This window comes from Stenotrophomonas sp. 2619 (assembly GCF_040548725.1).
In the GTDB taxonomy this organism is placed as follows: Bacteria; Pseudomonadota; Gammaproteobacteria; order Xanthomonadales; family Xanthomonadaceae; genus Stenotrophomonas; species Stenotrophomonas maltophilia_AP.
In genome coordinates, this window is sequence record NZ_JBEPSF010000002.1 from 211,731 (window position 1) to 229,427 (window position 17,697).

Genomic DNA, 17,697 nt, shown 5'->3' on the forward strand with positions numbered 1-17,697 from the left:
CATGGCGGTAGTGCGCGTGTTGTTGGGCTGCCTGCTGGCACTGGCAGCCGAAGCGGCCTGCGCTGAACCACCGGCGCCTGCCCCGCGCCAGGTGCTGGAGTTCGATACCGCGCGCTCGCGCTTCGGTTTCGAGATCCGCACCCGGCTGGGGCAGCGCATCGAAGGGGTGTTCCCGCGCTTCGAGGGGCGTATCGAGGTGCTGTCCGACGGGCGCCACCAGGTGCACCTGCGGATGTTCACCCGCTACGTGGAAATCCCCGGCAAGGCCCGCTACACCGGCTGGATGCGCGGCGAAGAGTTCTTCGATTCGGCGCGTTACCCGGTGGTCGAGTTCGACTCGGTGCCTTACTGGCCCGAGGTCGTGGACAAGGGCGGCGGGGTGGAGGGCCGGTTGATCCTGCGCGGGGTGAGCCACCCCGAGACCCTGCGGGTGGAGCCGGCGGAGTGCCCCCGGGCCGGGTATGATTGCGACGTGGTCAGCCGCGGCAATGTGCAGCGAGGCCGGTATGGAATGGACAGCTGGCAGCTTGCCTTGAGTGATCGAGTGACCTTCGTATTGCGAGCGCGTCTGAGCGAGGCGCCGAAACCGTGAACCCATTGTTGAAGATCGGGCTGCTGGCACTGCTGTTGCTGGTCAGCGGCTGTGCTTCGCTGTCCAACGCCGAGCGTGACCGCGCGGCTGGCATTGCCGTGCAGGCGCGGTCCACCGTGGTCGAGTGCAGCCAGGCGGACCGCTGCGCGCTCGACTCGCCGCTGCGCGGCCTGGGCGGCAAGGCGTTCGCTGCCTCCACCGAGGCCGCCCCGCAGCACTACGCCACCATCATCGATGAGGGCGAGGTGTCGCTGGTGGCGCGGTTGAACCTGATCCGCAGCGCTACCCGCAGCATTGATCTGCAGACCTACATCTTCGACAAGGACGACAGCGCCCGGCTGGTGCTGGATGAACTGCTGGGGGCGGCCCGGCGTGGGGTCAAGGTACGGGTGCTGATCGACCAGCTCTCGGCGATCTCGGACCTGGAGATCCTGGGGGCACTGGCCAGCAGCCACCAGAACTTCGAGCTGCGGGTGTACAACCCGACCTTCGGCAAGGCGCGGTTGAACTACTTCGATTACGCCGGCAGCGTGCTGTGCTGCTTCCGTCGCTTCAACCAGCGCATGCACAACAAGCTGCTGGTAATCGACGACGCACTTGGCGTGGTCGGTGGCCGCAACTACCAGGACGACTATTACGACTGGGACAGCGAATACAACTTCCGCGACCGCGACGTCCTCGTGGCGGGCCCGGAAGTGCGCGAAATGGCGGCCAACTTCGATGCGTTCTGGCGTGCGCCGCGCAGCGTGCCGGCCGAACGCCTCAACGACGTCGGCGGCCTGCTGCTCAAGCACGGCGCACCGCCGATGCCCCCGGCCGAGTTCCGCCACCCGCAGCGGATCGCGCGGGTCAGCGATGAAGCCAACGACCCCGCCTACGTCACCCGTGCGTTTGTCGACACCGCCCTGCCGGTGGCGTCGGTGCGCTACGTGGCCGACCTGCCGCGCAAGCACCGCCGCGAACGGCCCAGCCAACCGACCAACGGCCAGCACGTCACCGAGCCGCAGCTGGACGCACTGATTTCCAGCGCGCAGACCGAAGTGCTGCTGCAGACGCCCTACCTGGTACTGTCCAAGCCTGCGCGCAAGCTGTTCTCCGACCTGCGCAAGCGCGCGCAGCCGCCGCGCATCGTGGTGTCGTCCAACAGCCTGGCGGCCACCGACAACCCGATCGTCTACGCGCTGTCCTACAAGTACAAGCGGCGCAACCTGCGCGAACTGGGCTTCAACATCTACGAGTACAAGCCGTTCCCGCTCGATGCCCCGGTGGACTACCGCAACCTGCTGCCGGCCCCGCTGGGCGAGGCGCCGCCGTCGGACGGCAAGCGCAGCAGCCTGATCGGTGGCAGTGCGGCGGGCAGCAACGCGCGCGGCAGTGCCGGCAACGGCGACCGCCGGCGCGCCGCGCCTGACGCGGATGCGACGGCCAGCGTCACGCCGCGCCAGACAACCCCTGGCCCGGCCGCGCGCCGCCGCACCGACGGCAGCGTGGTCGAGCGCCGGGTACTGCGCGCCGAAACCCGGCCGTCGTTCCTGGGCACCAAGGCGGTCAACAAGCCGCTGCCGGTCACCCGCACCGGCGCGCGCATGGGCCTGCATGCCAAGTCGATGGTGGTGGACCGCCGCATCGGCGTGATCGGCACGCACAACTTCGATCCGCGCAGCGAGAACTACAACACCGAAGGCGCGGTGATCATCGACGACCCGGTGTTTGCCGAAGCGCTGGCGCAGAGCATCCTGCGCGACATCCACCCGCAGAACTCGTGGACGGTGGCGCCACGCACCAAGCCGCCGGTGTTGTCCGGCTTGAACTACAGCGTCGGCAAGGCATCCGAAGCGCTGCCCGTGCTGGATTTCTGGCCGTGGCGCTACGCCACCGATTACGAGTTCCAGCCCGGCCCGGACTGCCCGGCCCCGCTGCGCCGGCAGCACGAGGATTTCCATAAGTGCTACGTGGCCGTCGGCGACTTCCCCGAGGTCAACGTCGGCCCGAAATGGCTGCTGGTGCGCATGCTGACCGCCTTCGGCGCCGGCCTGGTACCCATCCTGTAAACCCTTGGTTCCACGGAGCTGCTGCATGTCCCAGGTATTCCGCGAGGCGGTGTCGATCGAGGCACTCAACGCACTCAGCCGCAACACCCTCATCGACCACCTGGGCATCGTCTTCACCGCCGCCGGTGAGGACTGGGTCAGCGCCACCATGCCGGTGGATGCGCGCACCCGCCAGCCCTACGGCATCCTGCACGGCGGCGCCTCGGTGGTGCTGGCCGAAACGCTCGGCAGCAGCGCCGGCAACCTGTGCGTGGACACCACCCAGCAGGTGTGCGTGGGCCTGGAGATCAACGCCAACCACATCCGCGCCATGCGCGGGGGCGTGGTCACCGGCACGGCGCGCGCGGTGCACGTGGGCCGCAGCACCCATGTGTGGGACATCCGCATCGAAGACGACGGTGGCCGCCTGGTGTGCACCTCACGGCTTACCCTGGCCGTGGTGCCGGCGGTCGCGCCGGGCTGATCGCGGCACTGCATGGATGCTGTGTTGCGTTGGCCGCCACAGTGCGCCGGCGCACTGTCGGCGCGGGCGCTGTGCCGCAACCGGGCAGCGGCTTGACCCCTTGCGGTCGCTGGCCCTCCCGCGTTATCGATTTGGCCGCTTGCGGCTGGCAGACCCTGCGGCGCTCGGGTATCGTGCGCGGATGAATTCCCCCACCCCGGCCTCACGTGGCGGCGTGGCGCGTGTGTGCCGTTACCTGTACCGCGTACCGCTGCTGCTGGTCCACCTGTTGCTGTTTCTGCCGATGCTGCTGATCGCCATGCTGCCCCCGTGGGGACGCATGCGCGTGGGCAACCGTCCGTTCGAGCACGTCGCGGTCAACGCATGGTCCAGCGGCCTGATGTGGATCTTCGGCTTCCGCCTGCACCGGATCGGTACGCCGCTGCCGGGCGCGGTGCTGTTCGTGGCCAATCATGTCAGCTGGGTCGACATCAACATGCTGCACAGCCAGCGCATGATGGGCTTCGTGGCCAAGCGCGAGATCGCCAGCTGGCCGGTGGTGGGCTGGTTGGCCGCCCGCGGCCAGACCATCTTCCACCAGCGCGGCAGCACCGAGTCGCTGGGCGGGGTGATGCAGGAAATGGTGGTCCGCCTGCGCGAGGGCAAGGCCGTGGGCGTGTTCCCCGAAGGGCGCACCCGCGGCGGCCATGAAGTGGGCCCGTTCCACGCCCGCATCTTCCAGGCCGCGGTGGAAGCCCAGGTCCCGGTGCAGCCGGTGGCGTTGCGCTATGGCTGGCGCGGCGACGCCCAGACCATCGTGGCGTTCGGCCCGGGCGAGAGCTTCTTCGCCAATTTCCTGCGCCTGCTGGGTGAGCCGGCCCGCCGCGCCGAGGTGCATTTCCTCGCGCCCATTGGTACGCACGACCTGGAAGGCCGTCGCCGCATCGCTGAAACTTCGCGGACGCGCATCCTGGCGGCGATGAACGCCGAGTAGCGCATGTCGGCTCTTCACGCGCCAGCGTCGCAACCGGGAGCAGGCTGCCGCCCATGTTGACCGCTGCCGACTACCGCCCGCCGCGTTGGCTGCGCAATCCGCACCTGCAGTCGATGCTCAGCTCCAGCCGCATGCGCATGCAGCGCGGCCTGATGCTGCTTGCCGCCACCGGGGCGATGACCGAAGAGCTGATCCTGGACGGCGGTCAGGGCGTTCGCCTGCAGGGCTGGCACAGCCACGTGGAAGGCCGCGAGCCGATCGGCATGGCGCTGCTGCTGCACGGCTGGGAAGGCAGTGCCGAGTCCAGCTACATGCGCATGACCGCCGCGCGCATGCTGGAGGAAGGGTTCGACGTGGTGCGGCTGAATTTCCGCGACCACGGCAACACCCACCACCTCAACCCGGGCATTTTCCACTCCAACCGCATCGACGAAGTGGTCCATGCCGCAGGCGATATCGCCCAGCGCTGGCCGCAGTTGCCGCTGGTCGCGGCCGGTTACTCGCTGGGCGGCAACTTCGTGCTGCGCCTGGCGCTGCGGGCGCCGTCGGCCGGGGTGCCGCTGCGCCGGGTGGCGTCGGTCTGCCCGGTGCTGGACCCGGCCATCACCATGGAGAGCATCGAGAACGGCCCGGCGATGTACGACTGGTATTTCCGCCGCAAATGGGCCGGCTCGCTGCGCCGCAAGCGCGACCTGTTCCCCGAGCTGAGCGACTGGGACGACCGGGTGCTCAAGCTGGACATCCGCGCCCTCACTGCCTGGCTGGTCGAGCACCACACCGATTTCGGCTCGCTGCAGGCCTACTTCGACGGGTACTCGATTGCCGGCGACCGGCTGGCCGGGCTGGACGTGCCGGCCGACATCCTGATGGCGCAGGACGATCCGGTGATCCCGTTCGCCACCTTCGACAACTGGCGCCTGCCGGCCCACGCCCACCTGGAAATCGCCCCGTGGGGCGGCCATTGCGGCTTCCTGGAGAACTGGCGCGGCGACGGCTTCTCCGAACGCTGGGTCTCCCAACGGCTGCGCGCCGAAGCCGTGCGCTGAGCGAGCTTGGCCCGGCGGGCGTGCTCTACAATCGAGGTTTGACCCACGCTGGACCGTCATGCAAGACAAGATCCTCCAAGCCCTGCGCCGCAATGCGGCCGACGATGCCGTGCAGCTTGCGCGCCAGTGGACCGCCGACGAGCCGGAGCAGCCGCAGGCGCACCGCTGGCTGGCGCTGTCGCTGCAGCAGCAGGGCCAGTTCGATGCCGCCCTGGAGAGCCTGCAGCAGGCCCTGGCGCTGGCCCCCGACAACGCCGACCTGCACCTGCAGCACGCCGGCCTGCTGCTGGCGCTGCGCCAGTTCGACGCGGCCGGGTCGGCGCTGGACCGCACCGCGTCGCTCAATCCCAATGAGCTTTCCGCCTACCTGATGCAGGCGCACATGGCGCTGCTCCGCAACGACGTGGACGAAGCCGAGCGCATCACCCGCACCGCCACCCGCCTGGACGAGGACAACCCCGAGCTGGCCGCGTTGAACGGCATGATCGCGCTGCGCCGGGGCGAGGGCGACCGCGCGCTGGCGTTGCTGTCGGCCGCCGCACGAGCACTGCCGGACGACGCGCGGGTGCTGTACGCGCTCGGGTTTGCCTACATGAGCAAGGACATGCTGGCCTTCGCCGAGCAGGCGTTCCGCCGCGTGCTGGAGCTCAATCCGGCCGTGACCTCGCTGCGCGCGCTGCTGGTGCAGCTGGCGCTGCGCCAGGGCAACAGCGAATCGGCCGCGGCCACGCTGCGCCAGGTGCTGGCCGAGCCCGACGGCGACACCCCGGCCACGCGCCGCCTGGCCGGTGAGCTGGAACTGCAGTCCGGCCAGCCGCTGCAGGCCCTGGAACATCTGTTGCCGGTGCTGGAACAGTCGCCCGCCGATCGCCACACGCTGCAGCTGCTGCTGATGGCCTGGCAGCGCCTGGGCCGCGAACAGCAGGCCCGCGACACCCTGGACGCATTGCTGGAAACCCACTCGCAGCTGCACGACCTGTGGCTGGCGCGGCTGTCCATCGAAGTGGTGGGTGCCGCCGAGGCGGTTGCCGTGGGCGAGCGCTGGCTGCAGGCGATGCCCGAGCACCTGCCGGCCCTGGAAACGCGCATGCGCCTGCACGACATGGCCGGCGAAGGCGAGGCGGCCGAGGCGATGGCCCGCCGCATCGTGGCGCTTGAGCCGGGCCGCGCCAGCGGCGAGACCCGCATCGTGGACGGCCTGCTGGCACGCGACCCGCAGGCGGCGATCGCCCACGTGCAGGCCATCCATGACAGCGCACCGGACGCGGCCAAGCCGACCCTGCGTACCTGGCTGGGCGCGGTCCAGGACCAGGCCGGGCAGCATGCCGACGCCCTGCGCAGCTGGGTGGGCGCGCACGCCGCCGAAGCCGGCCAACGCCTGCCGCTGCCGCCGCAGGCCAAGGCGCCGCTGAGCTGGCCGGACATGGGCACCATCGGCGAGGACACCGTGGCCCGCCCGATGCTGGTCTGGGGTGCCCCCGGGTCGGGCGTGGAGCGGGTGATCGCGGCCATCGCCACCGCCAGCGGCGTGCTGCGTGGCGATCGATTCGGCCAGACCCCGCCGGACGACGCCTTCCAGAGCTACCACACCCTGCAGAACCTCTCGACCGGCGCGCTCAGCCCCGAACAGCTGGTGGCGCAGTGGCGCGAGCAGCTGCCGTCGCGCGGCCTGGCCGACGCCAACGTGATCGACTGGTTGCTGTGGTGGGACAACGCGCTGTTGTGGGCGCTGCGCCCGCAGCTGCCCGAAGGCCGCCTGCTGGTGGTGCTGCGCGACCCGCGCGACATGCTGCTGCATTGGCTGGCGCATGGCGCACCGGCGCCGTTCGCGGTCAACGGGATCGACGAAGCGGCCGAATGGCTGGCGCGTTCGCTGGCCCAGGTGGCCACCCTGCACGAGCAGGACCTGTACCCGCATGCGCTGGTCAACATCGACGGCATCGGCAACGACCCGGCCGTCATGGCCGAACACCTCGGCCGTCTGTTCGGCATGCGTTTCCCGCCGGCGCCCACGCTGGGTCCGGCACGCCTGCCTGCCGGCCACTGGCGCCAGTACCGCGACGTGATGGCCGCGCCGTTCGCGCTGCTGACGCCGGTCGCGGTGCGCCTTGGTTACCCGGAAGAATGAGGAGTTCCGCATGCGCCTGAGCAGCACCAGCCTTCAGAATGGCCAGCCGATCGCGGCCGAATTCGCCGCGGGCGACGCCGCTGGCTTCGCCCCCAACCGCAACCCGCAGCTGGCCTGGAGCGAGGTGCCCGAGGGTACCCGTTCGTTCGCGCTGCTGTGCATCGACCCCGATGTGCCGACCGTACCGGACACGGTGGGACGGCACGACTGCACCGTGCCCCGCGACCAGCCCCGCGCCGACTTCGTGCACTGGGCCATGGCCGACATTCCGGCCACGTTGCGCGAGATCGCGGCCGGCAGCTGCAGCGAAGGCTTCACGGTCAAGGGCAAGACCACGCCGGCCGGTCCGGCCGGGTCGCGGCAGGGCCTGAATGACTTCACCGGCTGGTTTGCCGGCAACCCGGACATGGCCGGCCAGTACCTGGGCTACGACGGCCCGTACCCGCCGTTCAACGACGAACGCGTGCACCGGTATTTCTTCCGGCTGTTCGCACTCGACGTGGCGCAGCTGGACCTGCCGACCCCGTTCACCGCTGCCGATGTGCATCGGGCGATGCACGGCCATGTGCTGGCCGAAGCGGCGTTGCATGGCACCTACACGTTGAACCCGGCGCTGGTCTGATCCACCCGGCACACACGATCCGGTGGTAAAACGAAGAAGGGCGGCCTCTGGCCGCCCTTCCGCGTGTCAATTCCTGACCGTTTCCGACTCGACCACCATGTCCAGCACATACGCCAGCGACGAGCCGTCGGCCGGCGGGTTGGCGATCTTGTAGCGCTTCACGCGCACCACGTTGCGCACGCCGTCTTCGTGGGTGTAGCCCTCGATGGTGCCGTAGAAGTTCTCGAACGCGCCGGGGGTGCCCTGCTTGAGGCCCTTGTCATCGAACGACACTTCGCGGGTCTGCAGGCACTGCATGTTCGGGATCATCGGGTGCGAGCACGGCTTGGTCTGCGCGGCCACTTCCAGGAACACCGTCTCGCCTTGTCCGCCATAGCGGGTTTCGGCGGTCGGCTCGGGGTTGAAGACCAGCACGTCGCCGGCGGCGGTGCGCAGGGTCAGCTGGCCCTGGCCGGCCAGTTCAGCCTTGAGCGCGCCTTCCAGCCGCGCCCCCACGGCCTGGTCCAGCGCCATCAGCGCCTTGTCGGTGCAGGCCATCATGGTCGACGCCATCGGCGACACGGTCAGGGTGCCGTCGGCCAGGGTATAGCCGCCGCCCATGCGGTTGCAGGTGTTGCTGACCGACAGGCGGCCATCGTGGAAGTCCAGCGTGACCGGCTTGTCGGCACGGGCAAACAGGGCGTCCACGCGCTTGCCGCTGGCATCGGTGGCGCTGTCGAGCAGCCAGTGGTTGCCCTGCAGGCGCTGCACGTCCAGCTTGGCGGCGGCCTGGGTGTCGGCCGCAGCGGTCGGTGCGGGGGCGAGGTCGTCGCTGCCGGTACCGGCCGGTGCGTTGGTGGACGGGTTGCTGCAGGCGGCCATCAGGGCCAGCGGCAGGATCAGCATCAGGGTGCGGGTGCGGTTCATGGACATCTCCTTGGGAACCCGGGGAAAAACGGTGCAGCGTGCGAAACGGGGTCAGGCCGGCATCGGCCGTGTTCAGTTGCCAGCAGGCAACCACAGCAGCAGTGCCGCGCCCAGTGCGATGCGATAGAACGCAAACGCGGTGAATTTGTGTGACTTGATATAGCCCAGCAGCCACTTCACTACGACGAAGCCGGTGACGGCGGCGGCAAGGAAGGCCACGCCCACGTCGGTCCAGTTCTCGTTGCCGAGCTTGCCGTCCTTGGCCATTTCCAGGAACGCGTAGGCACTGGCGGCGAACATGGTGGGAATGCCCACCAGGAACACGAACTCGGTGGCTGCCGCGCGTCGGCTCAGCCCAAACAGCATCGCGATGAAGATCGCCGCCGCCGAGCGCGAGGTGCCCGGGAACACCCCGGCCACCACCTGCGCCAGGCCCACCAGAATGGCCACCTTCCAGGTCACCTCGTCGCGGTCGGGCAGGCGCGCGGTGTAGGTTTCCACGAGGATCATCCAGATGCCGCCGATGATCAGCGCCCAAGCCACCGGGGTGACCGTCTCGGGCAGTTCCCAGCCGGCCAGGCGCACCGGCAGGCCGACCACGGCCGTGACCAGGAAGGCCGTGCCCAGCTTCATCACGTAGTCGCGGTTGGCGCGCTCGTGCAGGCCGGTGGCCAGCGACCACAGCCGCTGGCGGAACACCAGGGTGATGGCCAGGATCGCGCCGGCCTGGATCACGATGTTGAAGAAGTCCGACCGCGCGCCCAGCCAGTGCTGGGCAATCAGCAGGTGGCCGGTGCTGGAGATCGGGAGGAATTCGGTAAGGCCTTCGAGGATGCCCAACAACAGGGCAGAGAGCAGGTCGGACATCGGGTGCGGGGACTCGGAATGGATGAAATCGCGGTAGAGCATAAAACATCAAACGCCGCACCAAATGTGTGCGTGGTGCGGCCGTTGCACCGATGTGGTGCGGCCGCTTCAGTGGCGAGCCGGGTGCGCGCCCAATGAAATCAACGGCTTGTGAAGATTCAAAAGTTGGCACGGCGATTGCTCTATCCACTTACGCAATCATCCATCCGAGGGTTTCACCGATGTCCGTGGAAAACGTTGAGAAGCTGATCAAGGACAACCAGATCGAGTTCATCGACCTGCGTTTCGTCGACATGCGCGGTATCGAACAGCACGTCACCTTCCCGGTGAGCATCGTGGAGCCGTCGCTGTTTGAAGAAGGCAAGATGTTCGATGGCAGCTCGATCGCCGGCTGGAAAGGCATCAACGAATCGGACATGGTCCTGCTCCCGGACCCGGCCAGCGCCTACATCGACCCGTTCTACGCCGACCCGACCCTGGTGATCAGCTGCGACATCCTCGACCCGGCCACCATGCAGCCGTATGGCCGCTGCCCGCGCGGCATCGCCAAGCGCGCCGAGGCCTACCTGAAGTCCTCCGGCATCGCCGAGCAGGCCTTCTTCGGCCCGGAGCCGGAGTTCTTCATCTTCGACTCGGTCCGCTTCGCCAACGACATGGGCCACACCTTCTTCAAGATCGATTCCGAAGAAGCCGCGTGGAGCACCGGTGACAAGTACGACGGCGCCAACAGCGGCTACCGTCCGGCGGTGAAGGGCGGTTACTTCCCCGTGCCGCCGACCGACTCGCTGCACGACCTGCGCGCTGAAATGTGCAAGACCCTGGAACAGGTCGGCATCGAAGTGGAAGTGCAGCACCACGAAGTGGCCACTGCCGGCCAGTGCGAGATCGGCACCAAGTTCAGCACCCTGGTGCAGAAGGCCGACGAACTGCTGCGCATGAAGCACGTCATCAAGAACGTCGCCCACCGCAACGGCAAGACCGCCACCTTCATGCCCAAGCCGATCGTCGGTGACAACGGCAGCGGCATGCACGTGCACCAGTCGCTGTCCAAGGGCGGCACCAACCTGTTCTCCGGCGACGGCTACGGCGGCCTGAGCCAGATGGCGCTGTGGTACATCGGCGGCATCTTCAAGCACGCCAAGGCCATCAACGCCTTCGCCAACTCCGGCACCAACAGCTACAAGCGCCTGGTCCCGGGCTTCGAAGCCCCGGTGATGCTGGCCTACTCGGCCCGCAACCGCTCGGCATCGTGCCGCATTCCGTGGGTGTCCAACCCGAAGGCGCGCCGCATCGAAATGCGCTTCCCCGATCCGATCCAGTCCGGCTACCTGACCTTCACCGTGCTGATGATGGCCGGCCTGGACGGCATCCGGAACCAGATCGACCCGGGCGCACCGAGCGACAAGGACCTGTACGACCTGCCGCCGGAAGAAGAGAAGCTGATCCCGCAGGTCTGCTCCTCGCTGGACCAGGCCCTGGAAGCGCTGGACAAGGACCGCGAGTTCCTGAAGGCCGGCGGCGTGATGAGCGACGACTTCATCGACGGCTACATCGCGCTGAAGATGCAGGAAGTGACCCGCTTCCGCGCCGCAACGCACCCGCTCGAGTACCAGATGTACTACGCCAACTGAGCAACCGGTGACGATGACGAAGGACCTCCCTCCCACCTTCGTCATCGTCACTGCCTTTCCGGCTGGGGAGCCGGCAAGGCACGCCGCAAAGCGGACCGTTGGTCCGCTGTAAAGGTAGAGCGGACCGTTGGTCCGCTGCACCACCAGGGGCAAGAGAGACCGGACGCGTGCCATGGGCCCCTCCTCCCTCCCGCGTCACCGCTACCGTGGCCCGCAAGGACCACGGCAGTGGCGAGGCCCATGCATCGTTCGGCGCACCAGGGGGCGGCCATGTGCAAGTGGCCGCCCGCTGACCTGACACCGGCCAGCAACACACCGCCGGTTCCATCCACCATCGGGACATGCGCATGAAACTGATCTCCGCCATCATCCGGCCGTTCAAGCTCGACGAGGTCCGCGAGGCCCTCTCCGATGCAGGCGTGTCGGGCATCACCGTGACCGAAGTGAAAGGCTTCGGGCGCCAGAAGGGCCACACCGAGTTGTATCGCGGCGCGGAGTACGTCGTGGATTTCCTGCCGAAGATCAAGATCGAAACGGTGGTCACCGACGACCGCCTGGACGCGGTGGTCGAGGCGATCCAGAACGCGGCCGGCACCGGCAAGATCGGTGACGGCAAGATCTTCGTGACCGCGGTCGAACAGGTCGTTCGCATCCGCACCGGCGAAATCGGCGCTGACGCGCTCTAACCCCACTCGGAGCCCACAATGAAGACCTCTTTGTTCACCGGGTGGCAAGCCCGGTTCCATGCCGTGTGCCTGTTGATGCTGGTCAGCGCGTTGGCCGTTGGTGCGTTCTCCAGCACCGCGCAGGCCCAGGCGCAGGTCACCCCGGCACCCTCGGAAACGGTCGCGGTCGAGCCGCTGCCCGTTGCCGCCGCGCCGGCTGCACCGGCCGCCGACGCCGCGGCCGCTGCCGCGCCCAGCTTCGACCACGGCGACGTCGCCTGGATGCTCACCTCCACCCTGCTGGTGCTGCTGATGGTGGTGCCCGGCCTGGCCCTGTTCTATGGCGGCCTGGTGCGCTCCAAGAACGTGCTGTCCATCCTCAGCCAGATCCTGGTGGTGTTCTCGCTGATCCTGATCCTGTGGGTGGCCTACGGCTACAGCGCGGTGTTCAGTGAAGGCAACGCCTTCTTCGGCTCGTTCACCGAGTTCGCCTTCCTCAAGGGCTTTACCCCCGATTCGGTCGGCAACACCCCGATCAAGGGCCTGCCCGACTACCTGTTCGTCGCCTTCCAGTCGACCTTCGCCGGCATCACCACCGCGCTGATCGTCGGTGCCTTCGCCGAGCGCATCAAGTTCAAGGCAGTGCTGCTGTTCTCGGCGCTGTGGTTCACCCTGAGCTACATCCCGATGGCCCACATCGTGTGGGGCGGCGGCTATCTGGGCGCGATGGGCGCGATCGATTTCGCCGGCGGCACCGTGGTCCACATCAATGCGGGCGTGGCCGGCCTGGTCGGCGCGTACTTCGTCGGCAAGCGCATCGGCTACGGCCAGACCGCATTGAAGCCGCACAACGTGCCGTTCACCTACATCGGCGCGATGCTGCTGTGGGTGGGCTGGTTCGGCTTCAACGCCGGCTCGGCCGCCGCCGCCGACACCGTGGCCTCGCTGGCCTTCCTCAACACCATCCTGGCCACCGCCGCCGCGGTGCTGGGCTGGACGCTGGTGGAAGCGGTGAGCAAGGGCAAGCCGTCGGCGCTGGGCGCTGCGTCCGGCGCGGTGGCCGGCCTGGTCGGCATCACCCCGGCCTGCGGCACTGTTGGCCCGCTGGGCGCGATCGTGATCGGCCTGGCGGCCGGCGTGGTCTGCGTGTGGGGCGTGACCGGTCTCAAGCGCCTGCTGCGCGTGGATGACACCGCCGACGTATTCGGCGTGCACGGCATCGGCGGCATCGTCGGCGCCCTGCTCACCGGCGTGTTCAGTGCGCAGTCGCTGGGCGGCACCAAGGCCGATCTCGACATCGGCCACCAGGTCTGGGTGCAGCTGGTCAGCGTCGGCTTCACCATCGTCTGGTGCGCCGTGGTCACCGCGGTGATCCTGCTGGTGGTACGCATGGTGTTCGGCCTGCGCGTCACCGAAGAAGCCGAGCGCACCGGCCTGGACGTCACCTCGCACGGCGAATCCGCCTACGAGGCCTGACCGCCACCGGCACGTAGCGCCGGGCTCTGCCCGGCAACCAACCAACGTAACGCCGGGCTCTGCCCGGCAAGCAACCCACCGTAGTGCCGGGCTCTGCCCGGCAACGAAAGAAACAAGAAAAGCGAGAGAGAAGCAGTACCTTCGCCGGCGGCCTTCGGGTCGCCGGCTTTTTGTTGGGCGTTCGCAATCAGCCACGCATGGCGTAGCTCTACCGCCCACGCAGACACACCCGCCCGCCGGCAACCGCGCGCAGAATCCCGCACAATGCAGGCATGCGCCTCATCCGCACCGTACTTCCGCTGTTCGCCTGCCTGCTGCTCGCTGCGTGCGCCAGCCCCGGCATTCGCAGCCCGCTCGCCAGCTGGGTACCGTCGCCCAACTACAACGCCCGCAGCCCGGTCATCATCGTGCTGCACCACACCGACCAGCACTCGGTGCAGGAAAGCCTGGACACCCTGCGCAGCGCCAACAGCGGGGGCAAAGTCAGCGCGCACTATCTGGTTGGTGCCGACGGCCACATCTACCAGCTGGTGGGCGACGACCGCCGCGCCTGGCACGCCGGGCCGGGCCGCTGGGGCACCCTCACCGATCTCAACTCGACCTCGATCGGCATCGAGATCGACAACGATGGCGACACCCCGTTCGCGCCCGCGCAGATCGACGCCGTGATCGGCCTGCTGGACGACCTGTGCACCCGCCTGCGCATCCCGCGCACGCAGGTGATCGGGCATGCCGACCTCGCCCCCACCCGCAAGCAGGACCCCAGCCGCTTCTTCCCCTGGCAGCAGCTGGCCCAGGCCGGATTCGGCGTGTGGCCGCGCGACAGCGACGGACCCGCACCGGCGGGATTCGATGCGTACCTCGCGCTGCAGGCCTTCGGTTACCCGCTGGACGACCGCGATGCCGCCGTCGGCGCGTTCCATCGCCGCTTCCGCGGCCGCGATGACCTGCCCGCCACACTGGATGCCGAAGACGCCCGCATCCTGCATTCGCTGCTGCGGCAGACGCCGTGACCGCCACGCGATCCCAGCCGCGCCAGACGACCAACGGTCGGCTCTACGATTCCAGCTGCGCCAGCCGACCCACCATCGGCGCCACGATTTCAGGACCCTCGCCCATGACAATTACCCGCCTCATCGCCGCACGCCGACTTCCCGCGGCACTGCTCATCGGCCTGGCCCTGCTGACCAGCTGCGCCGTGTCCCCGCAGCGCCCCAGCGCGCCCGCCAACACCTACGTCAAGGCGGCCTGGACCGCATTGCCCGCCGTCTCCGATGCCGACCTGCAGGCCGGCTTCGCGGCGTGGCGCAACGGGTGCCCGCGCCTGAAGACCGACACCACCTGGGCATCCACCTGCACGGCGGCAGCCAGTGTCGGCACCACCCCGGCCGCCATCCGCCAGTTCCTGCAGGAACGCCTGGACGTCTACGCCCTGCGCGCCGCCGGCAACCGCGCCGATGGCCTGATCACCGGCTACTACGAACCCATCTACCCCGGCAGCCTGACCCGTACCGCGCAGGCCACCGTGCCCGTCTATGGCGTGCCCGGCGACATGGTCAGCGTGCAGCTGGACAGCGTGTATCCCGAGCTCAAGGGCAAGCGCCTGCGCGGCCGTGTGGAGGGGCGCGTACTCAAGCCCTACGACGATGCCGCGACGATTGCCGCCCAAGGCGTCAAAGCCCCCGTACTGGCCTGGCTCACCCATCCGATGGACCTGCAGTTCCTGCAGATCCAGGGCTCGGGCCGCATCGTGCTGGCCGATGGCCGCCACCTGCGGATCGCCTACGCTGACCAGAACGGCCACCCCTACCGCCCGATCGGGCGCTGGCTGGTGGAGCAGGGCGAGCTGAAGAAGGACGACGTCACCATGGACGCCATCCGTGCCTGGGCCATCGCCCATCCGGCGCGCGTGCCCGAGCTGCTGGCCAGCAATCCCAGCTATGTGTTCTTCACCAAGGGCCCCGACGGCGACGAAGGCCCGCGCGGTTCGTTGAACGTGCCGCTCACCGCCGGCTACAGCGTCGCGGTGGACCGCACCGTGGTGCCGCTGGGCAGCCTGCTGTGGCTGTCCACCACGCGCCCGGACGGCACGGCGGTGGTGCGCCCGGTGGCCGCGCAGGACACCGGCGGTGCGATTGCCGGCGAAGTGCGTGCCGACCTGTTCTGGGGCACCGGCGATGTGGCCGGCAAACTGGCCGGGGACATGAAGCAGAAGGGGGCCATCTGGATGCTGTGGCCCAAGGGTGCGGCGTTGCCGACCGCGCCGTAGCCCCAGGGCGTGAGGCCTGCTTCACGCACCGGTCCTATGCTCGCCGTTCGCATCCCGCCCGGGCTGCTCCCTGGCAAGGTGATCCGGCTCCATGAGCGCACTCCCCGACCGATTCGACGTCATCATCGTGGGCGGCAGCTATGCCGGCATGTCCGCGGCCCTGCAACTGGTGCGGGCCCGGCGCAGCGTGCTGGTCATCGACAGCGGCACCCCGCGCAACCGCAACGCGGAAGTCGCCCATGGCTTCCTGGGCCGCGAAGGCATGGCCCCGGCCGAGATCGCCGCGCAGTCGCGTGGCGAACTGATGCGCTATCCGACCCTGGCCTGGCTCACCGGGCGCGCGGTACGTGCCGAGGTCCTGGACGGCGGCAAGCGCTTTGGCATCCAGTGCGACGGCGGCCAGCGCTTTTCGGCCCACCGGCTGATCCTGGCCTACGGCGTCACCGATACGCTGCCCACCATCGACGGCCTCGCCGAGCGCTGGGGCAGGAGCGTGCTGCACTGCCCGTACTGCCACGGCTACGAGCTGCAGGAAGGCCGCATCGGGGTGGTCGGCTGCTCCGACGACGGCGGGGCCGGGCAGGCGCTGCTGTTGTGCGACTGGGGCAACGTCACCCTGTTCTGCAGCGATGCCGCGCGCATCGATCCGGCGCAGAAGGCGCGGCTGGACGCGTGCGGCGTAGTCATCGAAACCACGCCCGTGCTGCGCGTGGATGAGCAGGCCACCGTGGTGCTGACCGATGGCCGCCGCATTGTCACCGATGCGCTGTTCGTCGCCCCGGTGTCGCGCCTGTCCTGCGACCTGGCCCAACAGTTGGGGTGCGAGCTGCAGGACGCCGGCTGCATCACCGCCGATTCGGCCAAGCAGACCACCGTGGAAGGCGTGTTCGCCTGCGGCGACGCGGCCCGCATGGCGGGCAACATCGCGCTGTCGGTCGGCGAGGGCGCGCTCGCCGGCGTGGCCGTGCATCATTCACTGGTGGGTCTGCTGGACTGAGGCGCCGCCTGTGCGCGTGCGCCCCCCGCATTGCCTCTGCTGCTCCGTGTCCCCGTCCTGCATTACAGTCGCACACGCAGCCCGCGCATGCTCCGCCCTCGCAGATGGAAAGGAATCTCCATGCAGGTCAAACGCATCATCGCCAATCTCCGCACCGAAGACCCAGCGCTCGCCGATCGCTTCTATCGGGACATCCTGGGGCTGAAGCTGGCCATGGATCATGGCTGGATCCGTACCTACGCCAGCCCGAATGCCATGACCGTGCAGGTCAGCGTCGCGCAGGAGGGCGGTTCGGGGACCGACGTGCCCGACCTGTCCGTGGAGGTGGACGACCTGGAGGAGGCGCTGCGCAGGGTGCGTGACGCGGGCATTGCGCTCGAATACGGGCCGGCCGATGAACCCTGGGGCGTGCGGCGGTTCTACGTACGCGACCCGTTCGGGCGGCTGGTCAACATCCTGCAGCACGCGTAGGCGGTCATGGACGCGACGTATCCGACGTACGTGGACATCGCAGATGATGCCACTGCCTGCGCGTTCTTCTGGACCGGGCTGGCGCTGGGCATACTGCACGTGGATGCCGGTAGGGAATGGGCATTCGCCAGAATCGACGCGCGGGATACCCCGGCCATCGAGATCATCGAGATTGCCACGGCACGTGACCGCGATGCAGCCATGGAGGCGCTGCAGGCCGTCACCTATAACGCGGAGTGGCAAACCGCTGGACGCTGGCTTCTACGCGAACTGCTGGTGCAGTTCCGGTCCGGCCGGCGTTCAGCACTCGAAACTTCCCGGGCCGCCATGCAGGTAGCAAGCACCGCGCGGCTTCCCGAGGAGGTCTACTACGCTCTCGACGATCTCGATGACGAGCTGGTCAAGTTGGCCAATGGCATCATCGGCACGGCTGCGGAGATTAAAGTCGAGCTTGTTGACGCACTCGAGAAGTATTCGTGTGCTGCCTGACAGATCTACGATCTGTCGGGCCCTAGCGGCCAGCTGACCAGGATGAACGAA

The 17,697-nt window shown here is 68.5% G+C and carries 17 protein-coding genes; 15 read left to right on the top strand and 2 right to left on the bottom strand.

Going from position 1 to position 17,697, the window contains the following annotated elements; translation table 11 throughout:
- The first annotated feature begins 1 nt into the window (after position 1).
- The 7 genes from ABIA71_RS03575 to ABIA71_RS03605 all read left to right on the top strand — a co-directional run bounded on the left by ABIA71_RS03575 (position 2) and on the right by ABIA71_RS03605 (position 7,875).
- The gene (locus ABIA71_RS03575) at positions 2-592 is read left to right on the top strand and encodes a YceI family protein (RefSeq protein WP_354283197.1); all 591 of its coding nucleotides are present in this window, start codon (positions 2-4) and stop codon (positions 590-592) included.
- The gene (locus ABIA71_RS03580) at positions 589-2,643 is read left to right on the top strand and encodes a phospholipase D family protein (protein WP_354283199.1); all 2,055 of its coding nucleotides are present in this window, start codon (positions 589-591) and stop codon (positions 2,641-2,643) included. The genes ABIA71_RS03575 and ABIA71_RS03580 overlap by 4 nt, the downstream gene beginning before the upstream one ends.
- 25 nt (positions 2,644-2,668) lie before the next feature.
- Complete coding sequence (locus tag ABIA71_RS03585; RefSeq protein WP_354283201.1) at positions 2,669-3,106, top strand: hotdog fold thioesterase; 438 nt, start codon at positions 2,669-2,671, stop codon at positions 3,104-3,106.
- A gap of 181 nt (positions 3,107-3,287) precedes the next feature.
- Positions 3,288-4,079 (top strand): lysophospholipid acyltransferase family protein, encoded by a 792-nt coding sequence (locus ABIA71_RS03590; protein WP_354283202.1) that lies wholly within the window; start codon positions 3,288-3,290, stop codon positions 4,077-4,079.
- Positions 4,080-4,135: 56 nt separating this feature from the next.
- Complete coding sequence (locus tag ABIA71_RS03595) at positions 4,136-5,125, top strand: YheT family hydrolase (protein WP_354283433.1); 990 nt, start codon at positions 4,136-4,138, stop codon at positions 5,123-5,125.
- A gap of 58 nt (positions 5,126-5,183) precedes the next feature.
- Positions 5,184-7,253 carry a tetratricopeptide repeat protein gene (locus ABIA71_RS03600; protein WP_354283204.1) on the top strand — a complete coding sequence of 690 codons (2,070 nt, stop codon included), beginning with the start codon at positions 5,184-5,186 and terminating at the stop codon, positions 7,251-7,253.
- A gap of 10 nt (positions 7,254-7,263) precedes the next feature.
- Positions 7,264-7,875: a YbhB/YbcL family Raf kinase inhibitor-like protein gene (locus tag ABIA71_RS03605; protein ID WP_354283206.1), complete on the top strand. Its 612-nt coding sequence runs from the start codon at positions 7,264-7,266 to the stop codon at positions 7,873-7,875.
- 66 nt (positions 7,876-7,941) lie between these two features.
- Here the strand turns inward: ABIA71_RS03605 and ABIA71_RS03610 are convergent, their stop codons facing one another.
- Both ABIA71_RS03610 and ABIA71_RS03615 read right to left on the bottom strand, forming a co-directional pair.
- Entirely contained in the window at positions 7,942-8,781 is an 840-nt protein-coding gene (locus ABIA71_RS03610) for an META domain-containing protein (protein ID WP_354283208.1), read from the bottom strand.
- A 72-nt stretch (positions 8,782-8,853) separates the two neighbouring features.
- Positions 8,854-9,648: an undecaprenyl-diphosphate phosphatase gene (locus ABIA71_RS03615; protein WP_354283435.1), complete on the bottom strand. Its 795-nt coding sequence runs from the start codon at positions 9,646-9,648 to the stop codon at positions 8,854-8,856.
- A gap of 221 nt (positions 9,649-9,869) precedes the next feature.
- Between ABIA71_RS03615 and glnA the strand changes: the two genes are divergently transcribed.
- The 8 genes from glnA (at position 9,870) to ABIA71_RS03655 (ending at position 17,646) form a co-directional block, all read left to right on the top strand.
- Entirely contained in the window at positions 9,870-11,279 is a 1,410-nt protein-coding gene (gene glnA, locus ABIA71_RS03620) for a type I glutamate--ammonia ligase (RefSeq protein WP_038691327.1), read from the top strand.
- A gap of 347 nt (positions 11,280-11,626) precedes the next feature.
- Positions 11,627-11,965, top strand: coding sequence for a P-II family nitrogen regulator (locus ABIA71_RS03625; protein ID WP_026070924.1), 339 nt, complete (start codon positions 11,627-11,629; stop codon positions 11,963-11,965).
- 18 nt (positions 11,966-11,983) lie between these two features.
- Positions 11,984-13,420: an ammonium transporter gene (locus ABIA71_RS03630; RefSeq protein WP_354283210.1), complete on the top strand. Its 1,437-nt coding sequence runs from the start codon at positions 11,984-11,986 to the stop codon at positions 13,418-13,420.
- 272 nt (positions 13,421-13,692) lie between these two features.
- Entirely contained in the window at positions 13,693-14,433 is a 741-nt protein-coding gene (locus ABIA71_RS03635; RefSeq protein WP_354283212.1) for an N-acetylmuramoyl-L-alanine amidase, read from the top strand.
- 104 nt (positions 14,434-14,537) lie between these two features.
- Positions 14,538-15,689 carry a murein transglycosylase A gene (gene mltA / locus ABIA71_RS03640; RefSeq protein WP_354283214.1) on the top strand — a complete coding sequence of 384 codons (1,152 nt, stop codon included), beginning with the start codon at positions 14,538-14,540 and terminating at the stop codon, positions 15,687-15,689.
- Between the two features lie 91 nt (positions 15,690-15,780).
- Entirely contained in the window at positions 15,781-16,686 is a 906-nt protein-coding gene (locus tag ABIA71_RS03645) for an NAD(P)/FAD-dependent oxidoreductase (RefSeq protein ID WP_354283216.1), read from the top strand.
- 120 nt (positions 16,687-16,806) lie between these two features.
- Complete coding sequence (locus ABIA71_RS03650; protein ID WP_354283217.1) at positions 16,807-17,157, top strand: VOC family protein; 351 nt, start codon at positions 16,807-16,809, stop codon at positions 17,155-17,157.
- Positions 17,158-17,163: 6 nt separating this feature from the next.
- Positions 17,164-17,646: a hypothetical protein gene (locus ABIA71_RS03655; protein ID WP_354283219.1), complete on the top strand. Its 483-nt coding sequence runs from the start codon at positions 17,164-17,166 to the stop codon at positions 17,644-17,646.
- Positions 17,647-17,697: the final 51 nt, after the last annotated feature.

Bases quoted from the DNA above. Each gene is read 5' to 3' on its own strand.
- ABIA71_RS03615 (WP_354283435.1), bottom strand. From the start codon at position 9,648: ATGTCCGACCTGCTCTCTGCCCTGTTGTTGGGCATCCTCGAAGGCCTT.
- glnA (WP_038691327.1), top strand. From the start codon at position 9,870: ATGTCCGTGGAAAACGTTGAGAAGCTGATCAAGGACAACCAGATCGAG.
- ABIA71_RS03605 (WP_354283206.1), top strand. From the start codon at position 7,264: ATGCGCCTGAGCAGCACCAGCCTTCAGAATGGCCAGCCGATCGCGGCC.
- ABIA71_RS03600 (WP_354283204.1), top strand. From the start codon at position 5,184: ATGCAAGACAAGATCCTCCAAGCCCTGCGCCGCAATGCGGCCGACGAT.
- ABIA71_RS03585 (WP_354283201.1), top strand. From the start codon at position 2,669: ATGTCCCAGGTATTCCGCGAGGCGGTGTCGATCGAGGCACTCAACGCA.
- ABIA71_RS03575 (WP_354283197.1), top strand. From the start codon at position 2: ATGGCGGTAGTGCGCGTGTTGTTGGGCTGCCTGCTGGCACTGGCAGCC.
- ABIA71_RS03610 (WP_354283208.1), bottom strand. From the start codon at position 8,781: ATGAACCGCACCCGCACCCTGATGCTGATCCTGCCGCTGGCCCTGATG.
- ABIA71_RS03650 (WP_354283217.1), top strand. From the start codon at position 16,807: ATGCAGGTCAAACGCATCATCGCCAATCTCCGCACCGAAGACCCAGCG.
- ABIA71_RS03635 (WP_354283212.1), top strand. From the start codon at position 13,693: ATGCGCCTCATCCGCACCGTACTTCCGCTGTTCGCCTGCCTGCTGCTC.
- ABIA71_RS03590 (WP_354283202.1), top strand. From the start codon at position 3,288: ATGAATTCCCCCACCCCGGCCTCACGTGGCGGCGTGGCGCGTGTGTGC.
- ABIA71_RS03630 (WP_354283210.1), top strand. From the start codon at position 11,984: ATGAAGACCTCTTTGTTCACCGGGTGGCAAGCCCGGTTCCATGCCGTG.
- ABIA71_RS03625 (WP_026070924.1), top strand. From the start codon at position 11,627: ATGAAACTGATCTCCGCCATCATCCGGCCGTTCAAGCTCGACGAGGTC.
- ABIA71_RS03655 (WP_354283219.1), top strand. From the start codon at position 17,164: ATGGACGCGACGTATCCGACGTACGTGGACATCGCAGATGATGCCACT.
- ABIA71_RS03645 (WP_354283216.1), top strand. From the start codon at position 15,781: ATGAGCGCACTCCCCGACCGATTCGACGTCATCATCGTGGGCGGCAGC.
- mltA (WP_354283214.1), top strand. From the start codon at position 14,538: ATGACAATTACCCGCCTCATCGCCGCACGCCGACTTCCCGCGGCACTG.